Source organism: Bartonella massiliensis (genome assembly GCF_902150025.1).
GTDB lineage: Bacteria > Pseudomonadota > Alphaproteobacteria > Rhizobiales > Rhizobiaceae > Bartonella > Bartonella massiliensis.
Window position 1 is genome coordinate 1 of sequence record NZ_CABFVS010000009.1, and the last position, 23,462, is coordinate 23,462.

Annotated in this window: 22 protein-coding genes, 1 other RNA gene and 1 pseudogene; 14 read left to right on the plus strand and 10 right to left on the minus strand. The window is 40.3% G+C overall.

Annotation, left to right across the window (positions count from 1 at the left end):
* Positions 1 to 428 precede the first annotated feature (428 nt).
* The 4 genes from FNZ60_RS02255 to ssrS all read right to left on the minus strand — a co-directional run bounded on the left by FNZ60_RS02255 (position 429) and on the right by ssrS (position 3,240).
* A complete protein-coding gene (locus FNZ60_RS02255) occupies positions 429 to 1,250 on the minus strand; it encodes a TIGR00282 family metallophosphoesterase (protein ID WP_142416108.1) in 822 nt (273 codons plus the stop codon).
* A gap of 18 nt (positions 1,251 to 1,268) precedes the next feature.
* Positions 1,269 to 1,868 carry a 5-formyltetrahydrofolate cyclo-ligase gene (locus tag FNZ60_RS02260; RefSeq protein WP_142416109.1) on the minus strand — a complete coding sequence of 200 codons (600 nt, stop codon included), beginning with the start codon at positions 1,866 to 1,868 and terminating at the stop codon, positions 1,269 to 1,271.
* A gap of 359 nt (positions 1,869 to 2,227) precedes the next feature.
* Positions 2,228 to 2,398 (minus strand): hypothetical protein, encoded by a 171-nt coding sequence (locus FNZ60_RS10575; RefSeq protein WP_425456827.1) that lies wholly within the window; start codon positions 2,396 to 2,398, stop codon positions 2,228 to 2,230.
* 680 nt (positions 2,399 to 3,078) lie between these two features.
* Positions 3,079 to 3,240, minus strand: a non-coding RNA gene (gene ssrS, locus FNZ60_RS02270) — 6S RNA.
* Positions 3,241 to 3,854: 614 nt separating this feature from the next.
* Here ssrS and FNZ60_RS02275 point away from each other — a divergent pair.
* The 3 genes from FNZ60_RS02275 to FNZ60_RS10400 all read left to right on the plus strand — a co-directional run bounded on the left by FNZ60_RS02275 (position 3,855) and on the right by FNZ60_RS10400 (position 6,404).
* Positions 3,855 to 4,367 carry a hypothetical protein gene (locus tag FNZ60_RS02275; protein ID WP_142416110.1) on the plus strand — a complete coding sequence of 171 codons (513 nt, stop codon included), beginning with the start codon at positions 3,855 to 3,857 and terminating at the stop codon, positions 4,365 to 4,367.
* 77 nt (positions 4,368 to 4,444) lie between these two features.
* On the plus strand, positions 4,445 to 5,287 hold the full coding sequence (locus tag FNZ60_RS02280; protein WP_142416111.1) for a DNA polymerase: 843 nt from the start codon (positions 4,445 to 4,447) through the stop codon (positions 5,285 to 5,287).
* 985 nt (positions 5,288 to 6,272) lie between these two features.
* Positions 6,273 to 6,404: a hypothetical protein gene (locus tag FNZ60_RS10400; RefSeq protein WP_281280235.1), complete on the plus strand. Its 132-nt coding sequence runs from the start codon at positions 6,273 to 6,275 to the stop codon at positions 6,402 to 6,404.
* Positions 6,405 to 6,435: 31 nt separating this feature from the next.
* Here FNZ60_RS10400 and FNZ60_RS02285 read toward each other — a convergent pair whose 3' ends face one another.
* From FNZ60_RS02285 to purE, 4 genes are all read right to left on the minus strand, one after another.
* Entirely contained in the window at positions 6,436 to 7,218 is a 783-nt protein-coding gene (locus FNZ60_RS02285) for a tetratricopeptide repeat protein (protein ID WP_142416112.1), read from the minus strand.
* Positions 7,219 to 7,382: 164 nt separating this feature from the next.
* Positions 7,383 to 7,508 carry a type B 50S ribosomal protein L36 gene (ykgO, locus tag FNZ60_RS02290; protein WP_013545486.1) on the minus strand — a complete coding sequence of 42 codons (126 nt, stop codon included), beginning with the start codon at positions 7,506 to 7,508 and terminating at the stop codon, positions 7,383 to 7,385.
* Between the two features lie 1,058 nt (positions 7,509 to 8,566).
* Positions 8,567 to 9,757, minus strand: a complete 1,191-nt coding sequence (locus FNZ60_RS02295; protein ID WP_142416113.1) for a 5-(carboxyamino)imidazole ribonucleotide synthase — start codon at positions 9,755 to 9,757, stop codon at positions 8,567 to 8,569.
* Position 9,758: 1 nt separating this feature from the next.
* Positions 9,759 to 10,268, minus strand: a complete 510-nt coding sequence (gene purE, locus FNZ60_RS02300; RefSeq protein ID WP_142416114.1) for a 5-(carboxyamino)imidazole ribonucleotide mutase — start codon at positions 10,266 to 10,268, stop codon at positions 9,759 to 9,761.
* Between the two features lie 817 nt (positions 10,269 to 11,085).
* Here purE and FNZ60_RS10020 point away from each other — a divergent pair.
* From FNZ60_RS10020 to FNZ60_RS02330, 7 genes and pseudogenes are all read left to right on the plus strand, one after another.
* A complete protein-coding gene (locus tag FNZ60_RS10020; protein WP_246054702.1) occupies positions 11,086 to 11,238 on the plus strand; it encodes a DUF5993 family protein in 153 nt (50 codons plus the stop codon).
* Positions 11,239 to 11,248: 10 nt separating this feature from the next.
* Positions 11,249 to 11,830, plus strand: a complete 582-nt coding sequence (locus tag FNZ60_RS02305; RefSeq protein ID WP_142416115.1) for a disulfide bond formation protein B — start codon at positions 11,249 to 11,251, stop codon at positions 11,828 to 11,830.
* A 2,355-nt stretch (positions 11,831 to 14,185) separates the two neighbouring features.
* Positions 14,186 to 14,404, plus strand: a complete 219-nt coding sequence (infA, locus tag FNZ60_RS02310) for a translation initiation factor IF-1 (RefSeq protein ID WP_007346335.1) — start codon at positions 14,186 to 14,188, stop codon at positions 14,402 to 14,404.
* Between the two features lie 204 nt (positions 14,405 to 14,608).
* Positions 14,609 to 15,376: a Maf family protein gene (locus tag FNZ60_RS02315; protein ID WP_142416116.1), complete on the plus strand. Its 768-nt coding sequence runs from the start codon at positions 14,609 to 14,611 to the stop codon at positions 15,374 to 15,376.
* Positions 15,377 to 15,476: 100 nt separating this feature from the next.
* Positions 15,477 to 15,758: a DNA gyrase inhibitor YacG gene (yacG, locus tag FNZ60_RS02320; RefSeq protein WP_185913440.1), complete on the plus strand. Its 282-nt coding sequence runs from the start codon at positions 15,477 to 15,479 to the stop codon at positions 15,756 to 15,758.
* 404 nt (positions 15,759 to 16,162) lie between these two features.
* Positions 16,163 to 16,302, plus strand: a pseudogene (gene yacG, locus FNZ60_RS10025) (DNA gyrase inhibitor YacG); the annotation flags it as partial.
* 1,180 nt (positions 16,303 to 17,482) lie between these two features.
* Entirely contained in the window at positions 17,483 to 17,872 is a 390-nt protein-coding gene (locus FNZ60_RS02330; protein WP_142416117.1) for a hypothetical protein, read from the plus strand.
* 528 nt (positions 17,873 to 18,400) lie between these two features.
* Here the strand turns inward: FNZ60_RS02330 and FNZ60_RS02335 are convergent.
* The gene (locus FNZ60_RS02335; protein WP_142416118.1) at positions 18,401 to 18,751 is read right to left on the minus strand and encodes a hypothetical protein; all 351 of its coding nucleotides are present in this window, start codon (positions 18,749 to 18,751) and stop codon (positions 18,401 to 18,403) included.
* Between the two features lie 383 nt (positions 18,752 to 19,134).
* On the opposite strand from FNZ60_RS02335, the gene FNZ60_RS02340 reads away from it, so the two are divergent.
* Positions 19,135 to 19,362 (plus strand): hypothetical protein, encoded by a 228-nt coding sequence (locus tag FNZ60_RS02340; protein WP_142416119.1) that lies wholly within the window; start codon positions 19,135 to 19,137, stop codon positions 19,360 to 19,362.
* Here FNZ60_RS02340 and FNZ60_RS02345 read toward each other — a convergent pair.
* On the minus strand, positions 19,359 to 19,748 hold the full coding sequence (locus FNZ60_RS02345; RefSeq protein ID WP_142416120.1) for a helix-turn-helix domain-containing protein: 390 nt from the start codon (positions 19,746 to 19,748) through the stop codon (positions 19,359 to 19,361). The two genes, FNZ60_RS02340 and FNZ60_RS02345, sit on opposite strands and share 4 nt — an antisense overlap.
* 316 nt (positions 19,749 to 20,064) lie before the next feature.
* Between FNZ60_RS02345 and FNZ60_RS10405 the strand changes: the two genes are divergently transcribed.
* The 3 genes from FNZ60_RS10405 (at position 20,065) to clpB (ending at position 23,392) form a co-directional block, all read left to right on the plus strand.
* Positions 20,065 to 20,190, plus strand: a complete 126-nt coding sequence (locus FNZ60_RS10405; protein WP_281280236.1) for a hypothetical protein — start codon at positions 20,065 to 20,067, stop codon at positions 20,188 to 20,190.
* A gap of 322 nt (positions 20,191 to 20,512) precedes the next feature.
* Entirely contained in the window at positions 20,513 to 20,767 is a 255-nt protein-coding gene (locus FNZ60_RS02350) for a hypothetical protein (RefSeq protein WP_142416121.1), read from the plus strand.
* Between the two features lie 45 nt (positions 20,768 to 20,812).
* Complete coding sequence (gene clpB, locus FNZ60_RS02355; RefSeq protein WP_142416122.1) at positions 20,813 to 23,392, plus strand: ATP-dependent chaperone ClpB; 2,580 nt, start codon at positions 20,813 to 20,815, stop codon at positions 23,390 to 23,392.
* Positions 23,393 to 23,462: the final 70 nt, after the last annotated feature.

Sequence of the window (23,462 nt, forward strand, 5' to 3'; positions counted from 1 at the left end):
TCGGGTTGGCATCGGGTTGGCATCGGGTTGGCATCGGGTTGGCATCGGGTTGGCATCAAGGGGTTATTTCAGGCATTTTTAAGATATGTTCGGTGGCAAGTCCTTATTTAATGGGGGACTTAAATCTCTGCTTGATAAAGGGGTAGAAGTAAGCCGTTTTCTTTTCATCGTTCATAGAAGGGGAAAGATTGGGAAGGGGAAAGATTGGCTTTGGGGGTGTGTGCTGTGGTGGCCAGCCCTTTGGAGATGGGAGGAGGGTGATGTGTGCTCTTTTAAAAGAGTTTGCTTTCTTTGATGCTTAAATTTTGCAGGAGGGTGAAAAATCGTCTTGCTGCGTTTTTAAAAAGGGACAAATGGTGTGTGAGCATCAAAGGGGGCTTCATAAAAAAGAGGCGGGCTTTAAAAAAGGAGGGCGGCTTAAAAGAAGCTTACCAGAAATCTGGAACTTCAGGCTTTAAATGCGGACCAATGCGAACCGCCGAAACCTTTTCTGCTAAGCCTGTGCGGTCTGAAATCTCAACCGCAAAACCACAAAGGGTAGCAGGACCACGCGCTGGTTCAAAACGATCTTGCTTCTTTTTGTAAAGAAAACGGTGTAACGGTTCTTCTTTATCCATGCCAAGGGATGAGTTGTAATCGCCACACATGCCGGCATCTGTTAAATAAGCACTGCCGCCTTCTAAAATCTGTGCATCAGCGGTGGGAATATGTGTATGCGTGCCAACGATAACACTGACACGACCATCAAGAAAATGACCAAAACATTGCTTTTCGCTCGTCGTTTCTGCGTGAAAATCAAAAATAATGGTATCAGCTTGCTCCATCAACGAACAAGCGAGCAGAATATTTTCCGCTGTTTCAAAGGGATCACTTACTTTATACGGCATAAAAATACTGCCCAAAAGATTGGCAACAAGAACACGTGCACCATTTTTTGAAGTAAAAACACCAACTCCTCTGCCGGGAGTCTCTTTCGAGAAATTAGCAGGACGTAAAAAACGATCGCTCTCATGGGCATACTGTAAGGCTTCTTTTTGGGAAAAAGCATGGTTGCCGGTGGTGATAACATCAACACCAGCCATTAAAAGATCTTGATATGTTTCTTGCTTAAGACCAAAACCACCAGAGGCATTTTCACCATTCACCACAACAAAATCAAGCTGCCATTTCTCAATCAGTTGAGGAAGATGCTCAAAAACAACTTTACAGCCTGTGTTACCAACAATGTCACCCAAAAATAAAAACCGCATAGGTGCTTTAATCACATTTTAATATTTTAAGAAACCTTTTTCTGTAAAAATTCCTTGAACTTGTAGATCATGTTCGGCTGCTGGAATAGAGGAAACCTCTTGACACGAAAAACCTATGCCCCATAATGCCATTTTATGTCCTTGTTTTTCAAGCACTTCAGTGGCGCGGTCGTAATATCCACCTCCATAGCCAAGACGGTGACAATGACGATCAAATGCAGAAAGTGGAACAAGAATATTATTGGGGAAAACAGTGGCATTTTCTGCTCCTGGTCCAAAAGTGCCAAAACGCATGGGTTCGAGAGTCGTGTTGGATGAAAAGGAACGAAAAATCATGGTGGTGGCATCAAGTACGGCTGGTAAGGCTAAACGTCCACCGCGTGATGCTATTGCTTCCATGAGAGGGCGCGGGTCAATTTCCGATTTGATGGGCCAATAGCCCGCTAAAATGAGACGTGAAAAATCTGTTCCTTGTTTTTCAAGATGTTCAATAAAATGGCAACAGGCACGTTGTGAAAACAGCACACGCTCTTCTTTTGAAAGGGTATCACGACGCGATAAACCACTTTTGCGCAGTTCGGCACGGTGAGATGAAGCTGTTTTATCAGATTGGGGCATTGTCTCGTCGATATCACTTTCCAAATCTAGCGTTTTATAAGCTCTGGCGTTTTATAGGCTACCGGTATCCATTATTTTATCTATTGTACCCATGGTTGATCTTTTATCAACCGCTTTATGGACAAAAGCTGCGCTTATCAAATAAGCGTCGTATAACTCTCTCCATAGCCAAGAGAGTGACAGTGACGATCAAATACAGAAAGTGGAACAAGAATATTATTGGGGAAAACAGTGGCGTTTTCTGTATCGGGGGCTGTATCGGGGTTCTGGGGGTTGCATGTGGGACCATGGGTGACAAAACGTTTGGGGCTTTAAGAGTCGTGTGAGATGAAAATGATCGAAAAATCATGGTGGTGGCATCAAGGACGGCGGGTAAGGCTAAACGTCCACCGCGTGATGCTATTGCTTCTGTGAAGAGGGCGCGGGTCAACTTCCGATTTGATGGGCCAATAGCCCGCTAAAATGAGACGTGAAAAATCTGTTCCTTGTTTTTCAAGATGTTCAATAAAATGGCAACAGGCAGGGTTCATGAAAACAGCACACGCTCTTCTCATTAAAGGGTATTTTGAGACGATAAACCACTTTTGCGCAGTTCGGCACGGTGAGATGAAGCTGTTTTATCAGATTGGGGCATTGTCTCGTCGATATCACTTTTGATTTTGATTGATTCAAGATAAAAAGATTTGAAATGAGAGTATCTTAGGATATTCGAGACTCTCAATTCAATATCAATAAAGATAAATTATCATTATAAATCAATACCTTGCTGCGTCATAAAAGAGCAAGCCGGTTCTACCACATAACCTTAGCTTCCAATATTATAGATGATTCCTTGGGCTTGCTCGGCAATGCATGAAAAGGTATCGTTTTCTTGTTTCCTGTTTATTCTTATGCCAATGCTAATGGTGGTGTGCAAGAAACATGGGGTTGAGGGCTTCAATAGGAGAGGGTTTGGGAACAGAGAATTTAGATTCTAGATTCTCGTTTAACATGCAAAAAAATGAATATTCCTGATAAATCAATAGCTCAGCTTATAGAAAAGAGCGTTCATAAAAAAGGGGGCATTTCATGCAAAAGGACATGATCAATTTTATCTTTGGCAATTTTTGTCTCTGGTAAAAGTTTAGGGGGGGGGGTAAGGCTTTAGGGAAAAAGCTTTAAGAGGGAAAGTTTAGGAGAGGAAAGTTGTTAGGGGGAATGACGCAAAAAAGGGTGATCCACAACAGCCGATGGAAAAAGTTGACCCCGGGAACCTATACAAATAGGTGGGCGCCATATGAAAAAGCCCACGGGCTTAATCAGGGACAGCTCCCTTGGAGATCACTAAGGTCTCAGGAATACGTTATTTCCCTGTCGAGAAGCGCAGAACACCCTCTTTAATGTAAAACAATTTCAGATTTTTTACTAGAGAAAAAATAATCGCAATGGCTTATTTTTCATAAAGTTTTTCAAGAGTTTTTTTACAACTTTGCTGGGGGGATAGAAATGGCTGCATGATGGATGAATGACTTGTGCGACGTAAAAAAAATCAAAAAACGATGAATGGGTGCGTAAAGCAATTTTTTGCATGGGATATTCTTTCGAGAGCAAGGTTTGATGATCGCGTTTGAGGCAATGCTAGATTAGTTCTTTCGGGACAATGTTTGCAGAAAAGCGTGAAGGGGAAGGGATATTGGTTGAATTCAAATCTCTTTTGGCGGGGCGGTTGCAAGTTTTTGCTTTGTGACGTGTATGTTAAGGCTATTTTATCAATGGTGAAGGTACGTTGTGGATGTTTTTTGCTCCGATGATTTTTCAAGTTTGTAAAAAAATATTGTCAATGATGGGGGTGGCAATCATAGGCGTAATCACGGGGGGGCAAGCGATCAAGTGTATCGCGCGAAGAGAAATATAGAGTAAAGAAACCATATTTTTTTACAGTTAAAATAAAGTGAACACAATAAAGAAATAGAAAATAGAGATAGAAAAACTTCAGAGAGAGGAGACATGAGACCGATTAACTTTAGTAAATTGTTTAGTTTTTCTTTCATAGCAACAATGAAAGAACCGGTTGTACTTTATATGGTTTCGATTGTTAACGTTGAATGGCCAAGAGATGTCACGGTTTTTACAATAAACGAGGGTGATCCTGTTAAACTTTTTTTAGATTTTATGAAAAGAACAGAAAAAAATACAAGATTTTATGCTTATGACCGAAACTATGATTATGCGATCATAAGATCTTGGTGTCATTTTAATCAAAATGATCCCATAACACCTACTTTTTGTGATTTTATCTCACAACATGACAGAGTTCTTAAATCAGCACTTTTATTTAAATCAAAAAAAGTTTATTTATTTGATTATATTGATGATGTTGTTATTCATCAAAACGATATCGACTGCTCTATCAATAGAGCCAAGGGATTAGCCATTGCTCTTAAAAAAAGGCTCCAATGGGGGAGAAATAAAATGACTCTTGCAGCCGATGCTAAAGCAGTATGGAAAGAAAAAATATAAAAAAATAGCAAAAGAAACAAATTTAATACCTTCTTTAGAGATTCCTGATGACGAATTATTAAGACCTGCTTACCAAGGTGGTTTTTGTTTTTTTTAATAAAAATCAGGACCCTCTCATTAAAGAGGAAATTGAAGTTTATGATGTAAACAGCATGGGCCCTGCCATGATGTTAAAGCCTCTTCCAATTGAAAGACCATATTATTACAGAGGCAAGATAGAAACGAACCGCACATTTAGTTTAGGAATACAAAGGTTTTATGTTAATTCAGCGGAATTAAAACCTAATAAAATACCAATGTTAAACAATAACACACCATTACTACGCGGAGGTGTTGAATATCTCACACATGTGTCAGAACATGAAATGGATGAGAAAAAAACATTCATGCTAACGCTTCCAGAGTTTGAATTATTTAAAGAATCTTATCATTACGAAAAATTGGAATGCCTTGATGGTTATGTATTTAAAGCAAAAGATTGTTTCTTTAATGAATATATTAATGAATTTTTAAAAATAAAAAATTCAGATGACAAAACGATAAAACGGATAGGAAAAATGTTTCTTAATACGCTGTCTGGAAAATTTGGTGAAAATCCAAGAAGGTATGAATGTTTCATAGAATTTGAAAATGATCTTCAAAGATTCTATAGAAAAGATGAACCTTTCTATAGAAAATGCGGATATCTTCCTATTGCCATTTTTATGAACAGCTATGCGCGTGTGTTTTTAATTGAGTCTATTTACAAAATTGGTGTTGAAAATTTCATCTATTGTGACACCGATAGTATCCATTGTCTTAAAACCGAAAATGCTCAAAAATTAAATATTCATCCCTCTAAAATAGGCGCTTGGAAATTAGAAAATAGCGATAAAAAATTATCGCAGCTAAATATTTATCTCGTCGACGATATTGTCTAGAATTTAGTGATGGGACTTTTAAATCAGTTTGTTTAGCAATACCTTCTGAAATGTTAACGCCTCATATCAATTCATTAGATGATTTCCATTTTGGTAAAACTATCAAAGTGCCAAGTACTAGAATGGGGATTGGCGGTTATCATTTTGTTGAGAAATTAATAACAATTTAAAGAAGAAGAAAAGTGAATATCTTGTGTGAGGAAAACATGCATAGAAATGGGTGAGCCATATTAAATTTTACCTTGTTCATGCCATAAGATGCTGTTTATACTGTAAGAATGCTGTTGATAGTGGTGCTTATGAGATAATCCCCTTGATGCATATCTTAAGTGTTTTTTTAGCGCCTCGTAATGGTCTGAAGGGTGGGATGTTGCACTTTAAGTTAAAAAAAATCCCATGGTGATTACCCATTGAACTCCCCCACTTTTACGCTTGTGAAGAGATGCGCCGGTATCATCACACGACTTTTAGCTAGCCTTTGAGTGTTGCAGATCATCTCTTGGCACTTAAAACAGTTTATGAAAAGGTATGCCTTTCTTGTACGCGTTCTATCCGTAAGCTTCTTTGCTTATAATGTCACGAGATATGGTTTTGAGTGCTTTACTATCAATAAATTTGAAATGAGAGAACCTGACGAGGGGTCTCTTATCTCATATGCAAAACACATTTTTTTATCACTCAATGGAATGGAGCTATGAGAAAAATTCTGTAAAGGAAAGTGTTGGGAGGTTGCCTTTAAAAAAACAAGTTTCAAAAACGACAAAGATATTATAATTGCGGAGGAGTGTTCATGGTTCTAAGCTGAGATGTAAAGCCAAGCACGGCTTATACAAGCTTGAAGTTATACGCAAAATGGTTTGTTTATGGGGAACACAAGTGCTTGGGGTGTTTGTTCGTCTAACAAATCTTCAATGCGCTTTTGAAGCTTTTGCATTTGTGGGGTGTCATCTAATGCTTTTTCATCAGTCTTAAGAGCAAGTTTTGGGTGCTCTGTTGCTTCTATTGGTGCACGGGCTTTAAATTTTTACGCCATGGTCAATGGCGTGGAGGGCGTTTTCGTGGTGGTTATCGGGCGGGTTTATTCGGTGGAGGTGGGGGGGCGTTTATGCACGCTTGAAGTTATGGGTAAAATGGTTTGTTTATGGATATTAAAGTGCTTGGGGTGTTTGTTCGTCTAACAAATCTTCAATGTGCTTTTGAAGCTTTTGCATTTGTGGGTAGTAATCTAATGCTTTTTCATAGGCTTTAAGAGCAAGTTTTGGGCGCTCTGTTGCTTCCATGGTAATACCAAGTTCAAAAAAAGCACTGTAATTGCGTGGTTCAAGCTCAAGAGCATGTTTGAGATCAAGCATGGCAAGCTTGAAATCACTGAGTTGAATGTGAATCCAAGCACGTCTTACCCAAGCTGCAGCGTATGTTGGTAAAAGGGCAAGAGCATTATCAATATAATCAAGCGCAAGTCCATAATCGTCACTGTTGATCGCATTTTCAGCCCATGACATCAAAAGATCAATTGTTTCACTCCCCGATTGGGACCATAAAAGTTGAAGTTGTTGATTGATCTTTTTGGCTTTTGCAACATCAGCACAATATTTTAATTCTTTTAGTAAACGTAAAACTTCTGCTTCTTTGCGTTGCTTAAATCTGTCAACAGGGGAAAGTTGTTCTGAGTCAAAATCTTCAAGAGTTATTGCAGACGAGTCAGAATCATAGGGCGTGGAGGATGAAGGAGGAGAATTGGGAATGAGATCATCTAACGGCAAAAGCGATTGTGGAGAAGGCCGATCTTGTGGAAGTGAAGGAGGATTTTGTCCATAGCCAGAAGAAATGAAACAAAAAATACCAACTACAGAAAGGAAAAAAGTGCGTTGGAAAATACAGAAAAAACGCACTTGAAAAAATCGAACAGCCTTTAAAATAGAAAGATCCATCAAGTCCTCAAAAGATAAAACACCAAACATTATAAAATATTGGACTCGTAATCAAATAGTGGACTCGCAACCAACAAACTTATATCCCCCAAGAGATTTTAAAAAAACTTTAAACCTCTCAATTTTTAAGCCTACAAAAAGTAGGCATAAAATACCTAAAAGAATCAACCCTGACGTGCTCTAAAACGGGGATTCGTTTTATTAAGAATATAAATACGACCCTTACGGCGCACCAAACGATTATTACGATGGCGTTCCTTGAGTGCTTTAAGCGAATTTTTAATTTTCATCCTATTCACCGTTTAAACAGTTTACATAACACAACATTATAACACAATACTTACAAACCATAACAATTGCAAACTATAACATAACTTTGCAAGCACCACTATGACAACATACTGCACATGAACACTGCATTATGCGATCATCATTGCATCATAACATTACACGACACACTTTATTCACTGTGACCATAAAAAGAAAAACGCACCTTTAAGGTACGTATTAACCTCCTTCACTGGTACAACGAATAAGTGAAAATTACGAAAAAACAGCGAGAATTTAACAAGAAACCTTATTCTTGTCAAGGCTGTGTGACAAATTTCCTAGGGTGTTTTGATGATTGTCTTGAACGTAAAAAAGCAAAAGAAGGATAAGGGATGAAAATAAGCTAAAAGTTTTTTGGCATGAAACAAATAAGTGTTGTTAAGGGGAGTGTTGCAAGGAGTGAAAGGTTAGGGAAAACTGTTGAGCTGCTGGATTGTTGAGTGGTGTTAGGGAGTTTTCTTGCGGGGATATTCGCTAACGATAGGATAAACAAGGAAGTGAAGGAATATTACATGAGAGAAGCATGATGCTGTGGAAGGTGGGGGGAGTCGTTGGAGGGTTGGGTGGAGGGCGTTGAGTTTTTGGGGATGTTTTTGAAAAGAAGGGGGTGTGACAAGGATCAAGGGGGCACTGCTGCGGTATTAGCAAGAATGAGGGGTACTGCGGCGAGGTGTGGTAAGGATGGGGGAAGATGAAGGATGAGGGGGGCAGTTGAGCTGTTGGGTTGCTGAGTTGCTGAGCTGTTGGGTGGTGTTGGTGTTTTGTTTTTATGGGGGTGAAAAAAGATGGAATTTTTAAAAGAGCAGGGCTTATAGGAGGCGTGAAGCGCTTATAGGAAGGCTTGAAGCCTTGTTAAGGAAGTGTTGAAGGGGTAGGAGGGTTCTGTTGAGCCGTTGGGTGGTTGAGCGGTGTGGAGGTGTTTTTGCAGTTCATGTGAGAAGCACTGTGTGAAGAGGTGCCAAAAAGTGTAAAAAGGGGTGGAAAAGTGTGAAAGTGTGTGTTTCGATCTGTGTGCGGGTTAAGATTTGCTGGCTGGACCGGTTAATTGGATGATGTGTCCCATTTTACGGTAGGGGCGAATTGTGCTTTTGCCATATAAATGGATCGAAGTGCGCTCTTGCGTAAGATAATATTTTAAAGTTTTCAAATTGTTCCCAAGGAGATTTATCATTTGGCAATCGCTGTGGCGATAGGGACTGCCTAAGGGAAGGCCACAAATAGCACGGATATGTTGCTCAAATTGTGAAGTGATGCATGCTTTTTGTGTCCAATGACCAGAATTATGGACACGCGGTGCTAATTCATTCACTAAAAGGTGCCCATCTGTTAAGACAAAAAATTCAATGCAAAGAACACCAACATAATTGAGAGCATTCATCACTCTAACGCTGATTTCTTGGGCGGCTTTTTGCACGTCAAGGGGAATATGGGAAGGAACAAAGGACTTATGAAGAATCCCGTTTTTATGTTGGTTTTCAGGACAATCATAAAAAATATGCTCGCCTTGTTTTGTGCGGGCCGAGAGAACCGAAATTTCCGATAAAAAAGGAACGATTTCTTCCAAAATACAAGGCTGATCTTGAAAAGTGTTTAAAGATTCTTCAAGGGTTTGTTCATCGGGGCGATCAAGCTTGATCTGGTTTTTGCCATCATAACCAAAACGACGCGTCTTTAAAAGACCACGCTTGCCTAAGGCATCAAGAGCAGAAACAAGAGAAGAAGAGTCGTCAACTGCATGCCATGAAGCGGTGCCAATTCCTTGATCACGCAAAAATTGTTTCTCAAAAAGTCGATCTTGTGTGATCTCTAAGGCGTTGGAAGAAGGATAAACAGGCTTGCTCTTTTCTACATATTGAACCGTTTGAAGCGAAAGATTTTCAAATTCATAGCTGACAACATCACACTGAGAAATAAAATCATCTAAGGCAGAGAGATCATCATAGGCAGCAACAATATGCTTGTTGGCTGTTTGAGCCGCTGGACAATCGGCTTCAGGGCAAAAAATAACCGTTCGAAACCCTAATTCTGCGGCCGCTATGGCGAGCATACGTGCCAATTGTCCCCCACCGATTAAACCAATGACACTGCCTGGAGAGAGAATGCTGGAGGGCGTGCGGGTGTGGGAGGGCATGGACGCGTTGGGTGAAGGAGTGGTGTTGGACGATGCGGGTGTGTTGGGTGAAGCGGGTGTATTGGAGGAGGGGGTCATTTTAAGCTTCCGTCACAGGCGTTGATACAGGCGTTTTGGCGACATTGGCTGTTTGTTGCTGACGCCAATCTTCTAATCGTTGGGCGAGATCGTGATCGTAAACGGCCATAACGGCGGCGGCTAAAAGGGCGGCATTAATGGCGCCTGCTTTGCCAATGGCCAGTGTACCAACCGGTATGCCTGCGGGCATTTGCACGATCGAAAGCAAAGAATCTTGACCAGAGAAAGATTGTGAGTGCACAGGAACGCCAAAAACAGGAAGAGGGGTGAGTGCTGCGAGCATACCAGGAAGATGGGCTGCCCCTCCCGCACCGGCAATTAAAACTTTAAAACCTGCTGCTTTTGCTTCCTTGGCAAATTGGTAAAGGCGTTCAGGGGTTCGGTGGGCTGAGACAATGTGCGAACTATGAGAAATACCAAGTTTCGTCAAAATATCTGCACTATGACACATCGTTTGCCAATCGGATTGGCTGCCCATTAAAATCCCGACATCACATGATTTTTTTGTCATTTCCTATCCTTATTAAACGCCATTCTTTTTAAAGATTCAAGGCGATTCTCTACCATTATTTTTTTTAAGAGTTTTATACGCTCTTTGCAAAGCCAATTGATGAGAGAGAAACAGTTTTTTTTATAAAATTGAAAGATAAAAATTTGAAGAGGTGCAACAACAGCGAAAAAATTATCGTCTTCAAGTTCATAAAGCCCTATCCTTATAAGCTTGTGGTGTTAAAATTGGGCGGTTATATTGCTGGGTGTCTTTATACTTGAAGAGCAAGCAAAAAAATACATGCTGGAAAAGCCTTTAGCTATAAGATCTTTAGAAAATGTTTCATTTTTTATTTGCTAAAATAAGCACGTTTACCATATATCGTAAAAAGTGGCGTAATTTGAAACATTTATGAAAACAAAAAGAGGTTTTATGGCAAAAATGCGTTGCAAATGAGGATGTTCTTTTAGAATAAAGATCAAGAAATCTCTCGCAATTTCAAAGGTTCCTTGTTTTTGCACTTTAGCTATAAATGGGGGGGGGGAAATAGGCTCTTTATAACGACTAAATAACAACTAAGATAAAGAATAACGGCTAAGATCAAAGAACGTGAATAATCAATGCTTTTGTTCTTTTGTTGGAAGGCATTAGGGGACACGTATAGAGTTCTTCATTTCTTTACATAAATAAAGTGAAAGATGAAGTGTGAATAATAAGTTCATTGTCTCTTTTTTGCCTAATTTTGTAATATGTTGAATACTCATAAATTAAGAAATTAAGAGTGAAATACCGGGATATTAAGAAAAACACCGGAATTTAAGAAGGAGATTTAAAAGCAATGTTTTTTCCATTTTTAATCGCTTTAGGTACTGCGATAACGACAGTGTATGGCAAAAAAAATATAAGTTATGTTTTATGGGCACTTTTGTTCGTTGTCATTCTTCTAACCTTTAATCATCACGCAACTTCTACTTTAAATTTATCTTTTTGAGAGAATAACCATGGAAAATGTTGAACAAAAAAATCCCCATTTCGTCATCTTTATGAATACGCTAGGATTGATTGGGTTATCCATTGTATTGGTGGTCGCTTTTTATTATCAGTTGGTAAAGTTTGAATTACCTTGTCCCCTTTGTTTACTGCAACGCGTTGGATTAATGCTGGCAGGATTTGGGTTCTTGCTTAATATTCACCATAAGGTGAAAAATACTCATTATGGCATGGTTATTCTCGGGTGTATGGTAACCAGTATCATCGCGGCACGGCAGGTGTTTTTACATATCACACCTGATGATTTGGGATATGGTTCAACGTTTTTTGGATTGCATTTTTATACTTGGGCCTTCATTATTTCTGTCCTTTGTATCTTTTCTGTTACTTGCCTTATGGTTTTAGGCGAATTGGCACACAAGTTCAAAGAATTTTCTCCTTTTCCAATTTTAAGTAAAACAGCAAGTTTTTTATTTGTGTTTTTAATTGCAGCAAATTTGATTTCCACCATTCTAGAATGTGGTGGAGGACAATGCGCTGATGATCCTGTAAGGTATGAATTGCTATCAAATTGGTTCCCTTCACAGTCTTAAAGTTTTTTAATTATTTTTTATCGTAGTTTTACTGCTAAAGAAGCGGAGATTTTAAGATTTCCGCTTGTTTTTTTATGAGTACAACACTTTGATTTATAACAATAATAGAGTGTTGTTCAACTTGAATGAAAGCCCCGGATAATATGAGATTTTTATCATTTCAAATTTGTTTATCTTGCCATTAAAAAAATCACAGGCTTGCACATCACAAGTGAGATGAGCGCGTGTGGCGTGAAACTGGACAAAAAAGGAATAAAAGTAGCTTTTCATGCACCGTCTTACAAGCCCAAGATCTGTTGCAATATTCTAAGGCTAGCGCAAGTGTATGGTAGTGCTGGCGTGTTTCTTCACGAAACGTAAAGATGGGGGCTTAATGGCTTTACTGTTATACTCTTTCACGGGGGCTGTCGTAAAATTTACAAACCACTATTGCAAAATGGGTGTGCTGTGCGCTTTGAGAGACGTTTCTTTAAAAATCAACCCGTGAAACTGCAGCATACCCTATATTTCATTTGGGGCATTTTTATTTTACGTGAAGGGTGCCCTCCCATTAAAAACACGTGAAAAACAAAAGGCAATGTGTCATTTCCATTATTTAAAAGATATCGCTTTAGATGCTTTTGAAAGTCGTAAAGCCGAATGAAAGAATAATGGTAAAGATGGAAACTGGTTTGCACCTTTAAAGCTGCATATTTTTTTCAAATTAGGCTGCTAAATTAGAGTGCTAAATTAGGGTGTCAAATTAGAGTGTTTGGCTGGTTTTAGAGATTACGCAACCTAAAGAGATGCAATACATTTGCCTCTATTGGGCATGGAAAAGCTGGGGCCGTTCGAACAGCGTTGAAACGTCTTAATTGTTGTCTTAAACATGCGATTGTTTTGGGGTTGAATGTTGATTGAAAAACAATAGAAAAAACAAAAGCTCTCTTATGGCAAACAACACCATAAAACCATTTACCAGCAATGGATTGGATAACATGGACTGGATAAGATGTGTCGGCTTCCTAAGAGTGCTTGGGCTTGAGTTTGTAAGGGAAGATTGGCTTTGTAAAGTTTTTGCACTGTCATGGATGCGGTGCTATTATGAACGCGGCGTTGAAGAGGGGGCCAGATTACTCAATTAGAGGACTGCGTTATTGAACTGGAGGATTATCGAGCGGTGTGGGTTAAAAGTTCTGTTTTTAAAGAATCATTAACAATAATTTTTGGGGGCTCTTGATTTTTTTTAACATTGTATTAGATAAAGGCCCGTATTCATTTTGGTGCTTCTGAGATGCCTTTAGTGTTTCAAGAAGGTTTAATTTAAAATTTTGAAAATTATTTAAATAGTTTTCTGTAAAGGTTTGTTTGTAAGAGACGAGCCTTTTTTTTTATTTTCTTTTTAGATATTTTCTTTCAGTGTGAAGCCTTTATCCTAGAAAAGGATGCGCGTTTTGATCATGATTCTTCCTATGAAAAAATATTAATTTCAAGGAAGGATATTTTATCATGGTGGATATGCTAAGGAGAAAATCAAAAAAGTTCTCTCATGTTCCATTTCCTTAGCGTCAATCCATTTAATCGATCTTTGTCTGTTATAAAAAAGCGCGGCATGTGGAAAAAAATCCTTAAAAAAAACGTAAAATGCTTCTTATGGATCCTGTAATAATTACAGTTTGGGGGGTAAAATGGGGTCGTAAAAACTTTGTGTTGATCCATGTGATAATGAACCGGATGATAATGAGCTGGGCGATAAAGTCCAGTTTCGTCTCTAGGATGGAAGGAAAAAACGGGAGGAATTAAATAAAAAACGAGGGGGATTGAAGTGAGAATGAGGGGAAGTTTTAGGGCGTGGAAGCTTTATACTTTGTGTGCGCTTTGTTTATGCGTTGTGTATGTATTTTTGGGGGTGTTTTGGGCTTTTATCATGGCGTGGAATGGGGTGAGAGGATTTGAGGATGAAGAGGCTTGTGAATGGAGGAATAAGTTGCCGATGGAGAGCGCTGTTGGGGCGTGATGCGAGGGTATGATGGTGTGGAATGGAGTGAGTAAGTTGTGGTGAAGAAAGGCAATATGTTGGGGCGTTGATGAAGAGGAGAGGGGAAAGGAAGTGTGCTGAGAAAAACTTGGGGAGTATTCTTGTTATTTTGAAACCAAAATAAAAATGAGCAGAAATGAGTGGATAAAATGGCTGGAGAAAAAGTTTTGACTCTTAGAGTGTGCGGTGCGGTTTTTTGAGAACATAAGAGAGAAAACTTGAAAAACCTTTCCCTTTTTGTGAATTTTTATTCACAAATTTGAGAAAATAGGGTATGAACGCTGAAAAATAACGCACATCTTAACAAAGCACGTGCACTGTAAAGGAAATAATTGTTTATGTCAAAAGAAGAAGTTTTAGAATTTTCTGGTATCGTTACTGAACTTTTACCGAATGCGATGTTTCGTGTGAAACTGGAAAATGATCATGAAATTATTGCGCATACTGCTGGAAGAATGCGAAAAAATCGTATTCGGGTGTTGGTTGGTGATAAAATCATGGTGGAAATGACCCCTTATGATTTGACAAAAGGGCGCATCACATACCGCTATAAGTAGCAGCATGGCTGGCTTGTGCTTTTATATAAAAGCTCTTTATTTCTATTATTTTTAGTCAATTTTGAGGGTGCTTTCTCTGCGTGAGAAAAGGTGAATTTTTAAAATGACCTTGAAAAGGTATAAAATCAGTGCATAAAAGAATTAAGGAGATCAAGGTCGCTTAAAATGGGGTAAGAGAAAAGCCAAGTGTTATAAGGGGTGAAAATGAAAATTTTAACAGAGTGGGGGAAAAAACGTTTGGCAAAAACTCTTGGGAGAAAAACGCATCGGGAGGAAGAAATTCATTTGGTCCTTGCCTCCGCTTCACCACGGCGTTTAATGCTTCTCGCGCAAATGGGCATTGAGCCGCAGCTGGTTTATGCAAGCGATATTGATGAAACACCAAAATTAAAAGAACATCCCGCAAACCTTGCCAAACGTTTGGCAAAGGAAAAAGCACTCAAAGCGCAAGAGAATGTGCACTGGTACACACAAAAGATCCAAGAAAGCCAGAAACTCACCCAAGAAAAATTGCAGAAAGAAAAATTGCAAAACGTTCAAAAAAAAGTATCTGAGCAGAAAACAATTATCTTGGCGGCTGATACAGTGGTGGCTGTGGGGCGTACCATTCTTCCCAAACCGGAAGGAGAGGATGAGGCGTATGAATGTTTACGATACCTTTCTGGACGGGCGCACAAGGTTTATGGTGCCATTTGTGCCTTGAATGAACAGGGAAAAATAACCGTCAAATTGGTTGAAAGTCGTGTGCGTTTTAGACGTTTAACCTCTCCTATGATGAAGGCTTACCTTGCTTCAGGAGAATGGCAAGGGAAAGCGGGTGGCTACGCTATCCAAGGAAAAGCAGGGGCTTTTGTGGTCTATATCGCCGGCTCTTACTCAAATGTCGTGGGATTGCCTTTGGCTGAAACAGCCGATCTCTTGAACGCTTATCATTACCCACTTTACACTCATTGGATTGAAGAAATGCAGTAGAAAAATTTTTAGGCAAAAGCCATGTAGGGTGAAAGACAGCAAAAAAAGTACTAAAAAGTGAAAAGCAAAAATGAAATAAGGCAAAATCAAATAAAGAAAAATGAAAAAAGGAACAGAAGAAAAATTAATGGAAGAGGAAAAAACACCAATATCTCAAAGTCAAAGGACGTTTTCAGAGCAAAAAGAATGCTTTGAGCCAAAAGAGACTGATTTACCAAAAGAGTCTCGTCCTCCACATCCTTGTCCTATTTGTGGTAAGATGTCACAAAAATCTGCTTATCCTTTTTGTTCTCCTCGATGTCGCGCTATTGATCTTAATCGCTGGCTTTCAGGTGCTTATATCTTACCACCTTCACCACAAGTTAGCGATGAAGAAGAATAAAGGAGGGTATTCTTTAAAAGGGGAATTCCTATGGTGGAGCTTGCGTGCGCTTTGCGTTTTGAGGCGGAATAGCTTGCGTAAACTTTGCGTCTTGAATTTGAAGGCAGTTTTTAATTTCGGCTGGCATGAGAAATGAGACTCAAGAAATGTTTGGGTATTTTCGTTTATAGGCTTTTGGGGAAAAGTTGAATGTGAGCAAATGGGGAGCAGTTGAGGAGATGCTGCTTTGATAAACGCGTTGTCTGCTACTGAAGAGGATTTTTTTTAAGAGAAAGTTTGATGTTTTGAGCAGGGAAAATTCAGGTATTTGAGTTGGGCGGAAACGTAGGCATTTTAAGGTATTGGTGTTATCAGAAACAATTTAGAGTTGTGTGATTAGGGGGATAGTCTTTCGTATTTTTTTGCCTATTTGTGGTAAGATGTCACAAAAATCTGCTTATCCTTTTTGTTCCACACGGATGTCGCGCTATTGATCTTAATCGCTGGCTTTCCAAGTGCTTATATCTTACCACCTTCACCACAAGTTAGCGATGAAGAAGAATAAAGGAGGGCATTCTTTAAAAGGGGAATTCCTATGGTGGAGCTTGCGTGCGCTTTGCGTTTTGAGGCGGAATAGCTTGCGTAAACTTTGTGTCTTGAGGCAAGACTTGGGAATAACGGTGAAGTAGGGGGCTGGTTTGTCTGAGAGAAGGTGAGATGTCAAGAAAGCGCTAGGCATGTGCGTTGAGAGGGAAGGTTGGGTGAAAAAGACATGAGATTGCAAGGGAATTGGGGGAGAGTAAGGCTGGAGATAGAAAAATTGAATGTTAGGAAACTGTTGGGGGGAGAATAAAACTTAAATAAAAGCGAGAGTGTTTCCTGCTAAAGAGGCCTATTGTATTCTAACATACTATCGTTTTGTGTAGTGAGTTAGAATTTTTACACGTGGTGTTTTTTTGTATGCGTGTGTGTTGAATTTTTAGGAGGCTTGTTTGGCCCTGTCTGATGAACTTTCCTCGTTTGAAGGAGGATGTTAAGATAGGTTGGTGCGGGGTAAACTTCGATGAAGTGGGGGGCGTTGGGTAGGAGGCTAGACTGTTATTTAGTGAGCGCGGTGTGGGGAAAGGGGCGTTTTATCCTTTGGGAGATTTTTTTAAGAAGGGTGGTGGTTTGCAAGTTTCATTGGTTGTTTTCTGTAAAGCCGTAAAAGCGTAAAAACGTGGAGCCGTAAAAAGTAAGAGGAAGTTTTAGGGTGCGGAAGATTTTATGCGTTGTGCAAGCTTTGGGGTATGTTGGGTTTGTAACATGGCGTGTAATGGGAGTGAGAATATCGAGGGTGAAGAGGCTTGTGAATGGAGAGATAAGTTGGGATAGAGGGAGATAAATCTATGGGGGTTTTGATGAGGGAATGGAGCAAGGAAAGATGCGTATGGATAGGGGTGTGTGTATAAGAGTTGGTGTGAGGGGATAAGGCTTTTTTTTGAAGCTTGATGCAATAGCGTCGTTTGAGGGGGCGGTGATTGGACGGTGGGGGCGTGGGGAGAGAGATTGGATTGTTGTTTACGAGAGCACGGGGTGGAAGCTCTGTGTCCTTTGGGGCACTTTTTTTAATGTGTGAAAAATTAATTTACGAGCACTTGATTACAAGTCGATACATTGTTAACATTTGCTTCTTAGCAAGGTTGCTCTTACTTTTTTGTGTAGGAGCCTTGCAGGAGAGGATACAATTGATAGGGGGCTTCGAGATGCCAAGATATTTATTACCGTTACCGCTTGTGTTGGTGGCTGGTTGTGCATCTATGAATCATTCAAATTATGTTGCTCAAAATATTACGCAAGCTGATATAAAATTAATTGCTCATGATTTTGTTCACAATCTTAAACAATCTTTACCGCCAGCTCACACAACACTTATTGTGAAAAAAAGTAAAATAGAAGACAATTTTGCACCTTTATTTATCAATCTGTTGCAACGCAGTGGATATCGCGTGATCTATACAGATCAACCAAAAAAACAGCCAAATGGTGTCATTTTAACTTATCAAATAATGCCAATCGATATAGGTATTCTGTCTACTGTCTATTATGAAGAGGGTGACGTAACACGTTATTATGTGCGTACTTATAACCGATGAAAACCCTTTGGCGGTTTATCTCAAAGGAATAGATAACGAGGAAATGTTTGAAGGGAAATTGCTTTAAGAAGTAAAACTGTAGACCCGTTAACTTAGATAAAATTTTGGTAAGAATGGTGAAGTATTTTCCCTTTAGCTTGGATGTGTGTTCCTTTATGAGGGATGTTTGTATTCTATGAAGCTGGACTTCAATTATTCTTACCATTCTTTCTAGGTATAAAGAAGAAGTTGCTACTTTTATTGAAAAAATAGAAAAAGACGAAATTCGATTACGATCAAAATAAAATTCCTATTAAAAGATCTAAGAGATGAAAATCCCTTCTGGTTCTTTAAAGAAAAGCTTGCACTCGACCACTTTAGCCAACATGTTATCTACGACCATGGATAATATATTTCAAAAACACACCAATCAGTCGATCTTTCCAAGAGCTAAATCGCTAAAATAAAGGAAGCTTTGTAAAGCAAGGAAGCTTTGTAAAGCAAAGCATCCTATGTAACACAAAAATGCTTTGCTTCTATCTCTATTTACTAATTTGAATTAACAGAGCACGACATCCATTTTTGTCCACTATATTCTCTCGGGTCAAGATCCACACATCCATTCCTCAATCCCATAGCTCTAAGAATCATATGATCCCTTTTTTCAATTTTAAATCTGTTCGGATTATATGAAAAGAGGTTATATCTTTCAGGAACAATAATTACATCAAGAATTTCTCTTTCTCTATCTCCAAAATCATTTTGTTTTACAATTTTGTCCACGACCTCATCCCTCTTAATTCCCCAAGCATTCCCCACCGGTAATGCATTAACTGTTACTGGGGACAATACTGAAAAAAAGACAGAAAACAGAGCCGCTATTAAAATAATACCTTTCATGAGATAAATTTCCTTATAAATGATTAAAATTTACAAATGTTTTTGCTCTTGTAATAAGGCAAATGCACATTTTGATATAAATTAATTCACACATTTTGCTTATAATAGTCAATAAATAAATTATATTTTGCAACATTTTTAAGAAGGGGAATGTTCGGTGCCGGTTTGGAAGTTTCGTTTAATGTTTTCTTAAAATGCACAAAAGCGTAAAAACGTGGAGCCGTAAAAAATAAGAGGAAGTTTTAGGGTGCGGAAGATTTTATGCGTTGTGCAAGCTTTGGGGTATGTTGGGTTTGTAACATGGCGTGTAATGGGAGTGAGAATATCGAGGGTGAAGAGGCTTGTGAATGGAGAGATAAGTTGGGATAGAGGGAGATAAATCTATGGGGGTTTTGATGAGGGAATGGAGGAAGGAAAGATGCGTATGGATAGGGGGGGGGCATAAGAGTTGGGGTGACAAGATGCGTAAAAATAGTGTGAAAGAATGGGGCGTGTTTGTTGTGCCTTTTGAAACACGGCGCTTTGACAGCGCGGTGATATTAGCCATGGGGAATGTTGAGCAGGGGGATTTCTGGATATATAAGCGAATAATTTGGTGTGCTTTTGCTTAATCAGAAATCAAGCACAAAATTGCCTTTTGTTTTTTGGGCTGAAGCTCTCTGAAGTTTCTCACAAGGGTATGTTCTTTTTCACTATAGGTGTATTGATCATGGTATGGGTGATTGTCTTTTGAGACAATATCAGCTGTTGAAAGATTTGCATAAAAGAAGCTCATCAGAACCTCTAGTTTTTGAGCGATTTCCAGTAAACGTCCTGCACTTACACGATTGAACCCTTTTTCGTATTTTTGGATTTGTTGGAAACTGACACCTAAAAAGCTTCCTAAGGCTTTTTGAGAAAGCCCCATGGCAATGCGTCTGTATCGAATTCTTTGGCCAATCGCAATGTCGTTAAAGTGTGAGTTTTTAGTTTGAAAATGTGGATTTTTGGTTTGCACTTTTGCACCCCCTCCACTTGCGAGCGCCCTCGCGTTGGTATTCCGGGAGTCTAAAAGTACTGAATCCGAGTCAGTTTTTTGCTTTTAGTGCTAGAAAGCACCTGGACAGTGCAAAATCTCCCGGAATTCCGGGACACCTGCAAAGCGGGTTCAATTGTACGCTAGGGTTTAGGGCTTTTAGTTCCCTCTTGATCGTTGCGTGGACGATCAAAATATCTTTTAGATAATAAAGGAATTTCAAAAGGTTGGCAAGAAAAAAGCGCTGTTGGGGCATGATGCGAGGGTATGACAGGAAGGAATGAAGGGATAAGTTGGGATGAAGAGTGGTGTTAAGTGCATTGGTGCATTGATGGGGGAATGGCGGAGAGAGTGTGGCGTGGAGGATGAAAAGGCGGTGGTATGGATGAGAGGTGCTGTGAAGGGATGCATGAAAATAGCGTGAGCGGATGGGGCTTGTTTTTTGAAATCTGATACATGCTTTTTGAGAGGGTGCTGTCTGTGGGGATATTGGTTGGGTAAGAAATAGGGATTGTAGATCTTTGTTTATAGAGCGGCGTGGGGGAAGAGACGTTTTATCCTTTGGGGGGCATTTTTTTTGAAGAAGGGGCCGTGGTGGGTGGCAAGTTTCGTTTGGCTTATTTCTGTAAAGATGTAAAAACGTAAAAACGTGGAAGCGTCAAAGGGAAAGGGGAAGTTTTAGGGCGTGTGAGAGTATGCGTTGTGCAAGCCGTGGGGTGTGATTTGGACTTTTACGATGGCGTGGAATGGGGTTTAGAGCGTTGGGGATGGGGATAGAGGCAGCAGGTGGTGGAGTTCTTGCTCGTAGAGCTTGTGTTGGTAGGATTTTGATGGTGGCGTTTCTGGAATTTATAGAAGAGTTGCAGTTTTTATTGAAAAATAACAGTGCGTCTTTTTCCCCTCTTGCTATGGGGCTGTTGAGAACCCATATTTCCTTTAGCACGACGATTATTCTTCACACTGCTGGCAGTATTTGTGGGCGGTGCACTTCCTTGCCTTAGTGCTTGGGGGAGCTTAAAGAGCGGTGGTGCAAGAAAGGAAAAAAAATGAACTTGGAAAAATATAGTGAACGCGTGCAAGGGTTTTTACAATCAGCACAAAATAACGCTTTGGCTTCTGATCATCAGCAGTTTATGCCGGAACATGTCTTAAAGGTCTTGTTAGACGATGCACAAGGATTGGCTGCGTCACTTATTCAAAAAGCAGGGGGCGATCTTAAACTTATTCAAACGACCCTTAAAGAAGCACTCGAGGCTTTGCCAAAAGTGCAGGGGGGAAATGGACAACTCTATCTCTCGCAGCCGGTGGCAAAAGTCTTCGCGCGGGCTGAAGAGCTCGCACAAAAGGCTGGTGATCAATTTGTTACCGTGGAGCGCATATTGCAAGCGCTTTTGATGGAAAAGTCTGCAAAAACAGCCGATATTCTCACAAAGGCGGGCTTGACCCCGCAAGCGCTTAATCAAGCCATTAATGATCTGCGTAAAGGAAAAACAGCCACAAGCCCCCATGCTGAAGGTCAATATGATGCCTTGCAAAAATATGCGCGTGATCTCACAAAAGATGCACGCGAGGGAAAACTCGACCCCGTTATTGGGCGAGAAGAAGAAATTCGACGTGCTATTCAGGTACTCTCACGGCGCACAAAAAATAATCCCGTGCTGATTGGGGAGCCCGGCGTGGGAAAAACCGCCATTGTGGAAGGGTTAGCGCTACGCATTATCAATGGCGATGTTCCAGAAACTTTGCGTGATAAACAACTCTATGCGTTGGATATGGGCGCACTTATTGCGGGTGCAAAATATCGCGGAGAATTTGAAGAACGGCTCAAAGCAGTGCTGGCAGAAGTGCAAGCCGAAAATGGGCAGATTATTCTCTTTATTGATGAATTGCATAACCTTGTAGGGGCTGGAAAGTCTGATGGTCCAATGGATGCTTCAAACTTGCTTAAACCCGCTCTGGCACGTGGAGAACTCCATTGTGTGGGGGCGACAACTTTGGATGAATATCGAAAATATGTCGAAAAAGATGCGGCGCTTGCGCGCCGTTTTCAACCGGTCTTTGTGCCTGAGCCCTCTTTAGAGGATACCATATCTATCTTGCGCGGGATTAAGGAAAAATACGAACAACACCACAAAGTACGTTTGGCAGATAGTGCTTTGATTGCTGCAGCGCGGTTGTCAGACCGTTATATTACAGATCGTTTCTTGCCGGATAAAGCCATTGATCTGATCGATGAAGCCGCTGCACGCTTGCGCATGCAGGTTGATTCAAAACCAGAAGAACTCGATGCTATTGATCGGCGTATTTTGCAGTTGAAAATCGAACGAGAAGCGTTGAAAACTGATGTCGAGCCTACGGCAAAAGAGCGTTTGAAAAATGTGCAAGAAGAACTTGAAACATTGGAACAACAGTCCGCTGAGATGACAACGGCTTGGCAGGCTGAAAAACAAAAATTAGGCCATGCTGCTGATTTGAAAAAACAACTCGAAGAAGCACGCAATGCTTTGGCGATTGCACAACGGGATGGACAATTCCAACGCGCTGGAGAGTTGGCTTATAGTGTTATTCCGGAACTCGAAAAACAATTGACTTTAGCGGAAAATGATGACCAACAAAATCATCTCGTTGAAGAAACTGTGACCGCGGAACATGTTGCGCGGATTGTTTCTCGTTGGACTGGCATTCCTGTTGATCGGATGTTGGAGGCAGAACGCGAGGCACTTTTGCGCATGGAAGATGAAATTGCAACCCGTGTTGTGGGACAAGGTGAAGCGGTTCAAGCGGTGGCACGTGCTGTCCGGCGTGCGCGGGCAGGGTTGCAAGATCCCAATCGTCCACTGGGCTCTTTTATGTTCTTGGGACCTACCGGTGTGGGAAAAACCGAATTAACCAAAGCGCTGGCGGCTTTTCTCTTCCAAGATCCTAATGCCATGTTGCGGATTGATATGTCAGAATATATGGAAAAACATGCCGGTGCGCGTCTCATTGGGGCACCACCGGGATATGTCGGCTATGAAGAAGGGGGCGTGCTCACAGAGGCTGTACGAAGAAGACCTTATCAAGTTATTCTCTTTGATGAAATTGAAAAGGCGCATCCGGATATCTTTAATTTGTTGCTGCAAGTGTTGGATGAAGGGCGCTTGACCGATAGTCAGGGAAGAACGGTTGATTTTCGTAACACTTTGTTGATTATGACCTCTAACCTTGGGGCTGAATTTTTAACCGCTTTGCCGGAAGGTCAAATGGTTGATCAAGCCAAAGATGATGTCATGAATGTTGTAAAAGCGGCTTTCCGTCCGGAGTTTTTAAACCGTATTGATGAGATTATTCTTTTTCAACGGTTGCAACGCAAAGATATGGAAGCCATTGTTGATATTCAGATACAACATTTGCAAAGTTTGCTCAATGAACGCAACATAACCTTGCATATCGAACCCGAAGTACGAGAATTTCTTGCTGATAAGGGCTATGATCCCCTTTATGGAGCCCGCCCGCTTAAGCGTATTATCCAAAAGGAAATACAAGATCCTCTCGCAGAAAAAATCTTGTTTGGAGAAATTCACGACGAGATGGCCGTGACAGTGACAAAACAAGGTGATCGTCTAGCGTTTTCGCCTGAACAGTAGATTTTTGGATAGTGCGCGGGTTAAGGTGGTGGTTACAGAAGAGACGTCTGTGATCATTGCCACGCAAGGA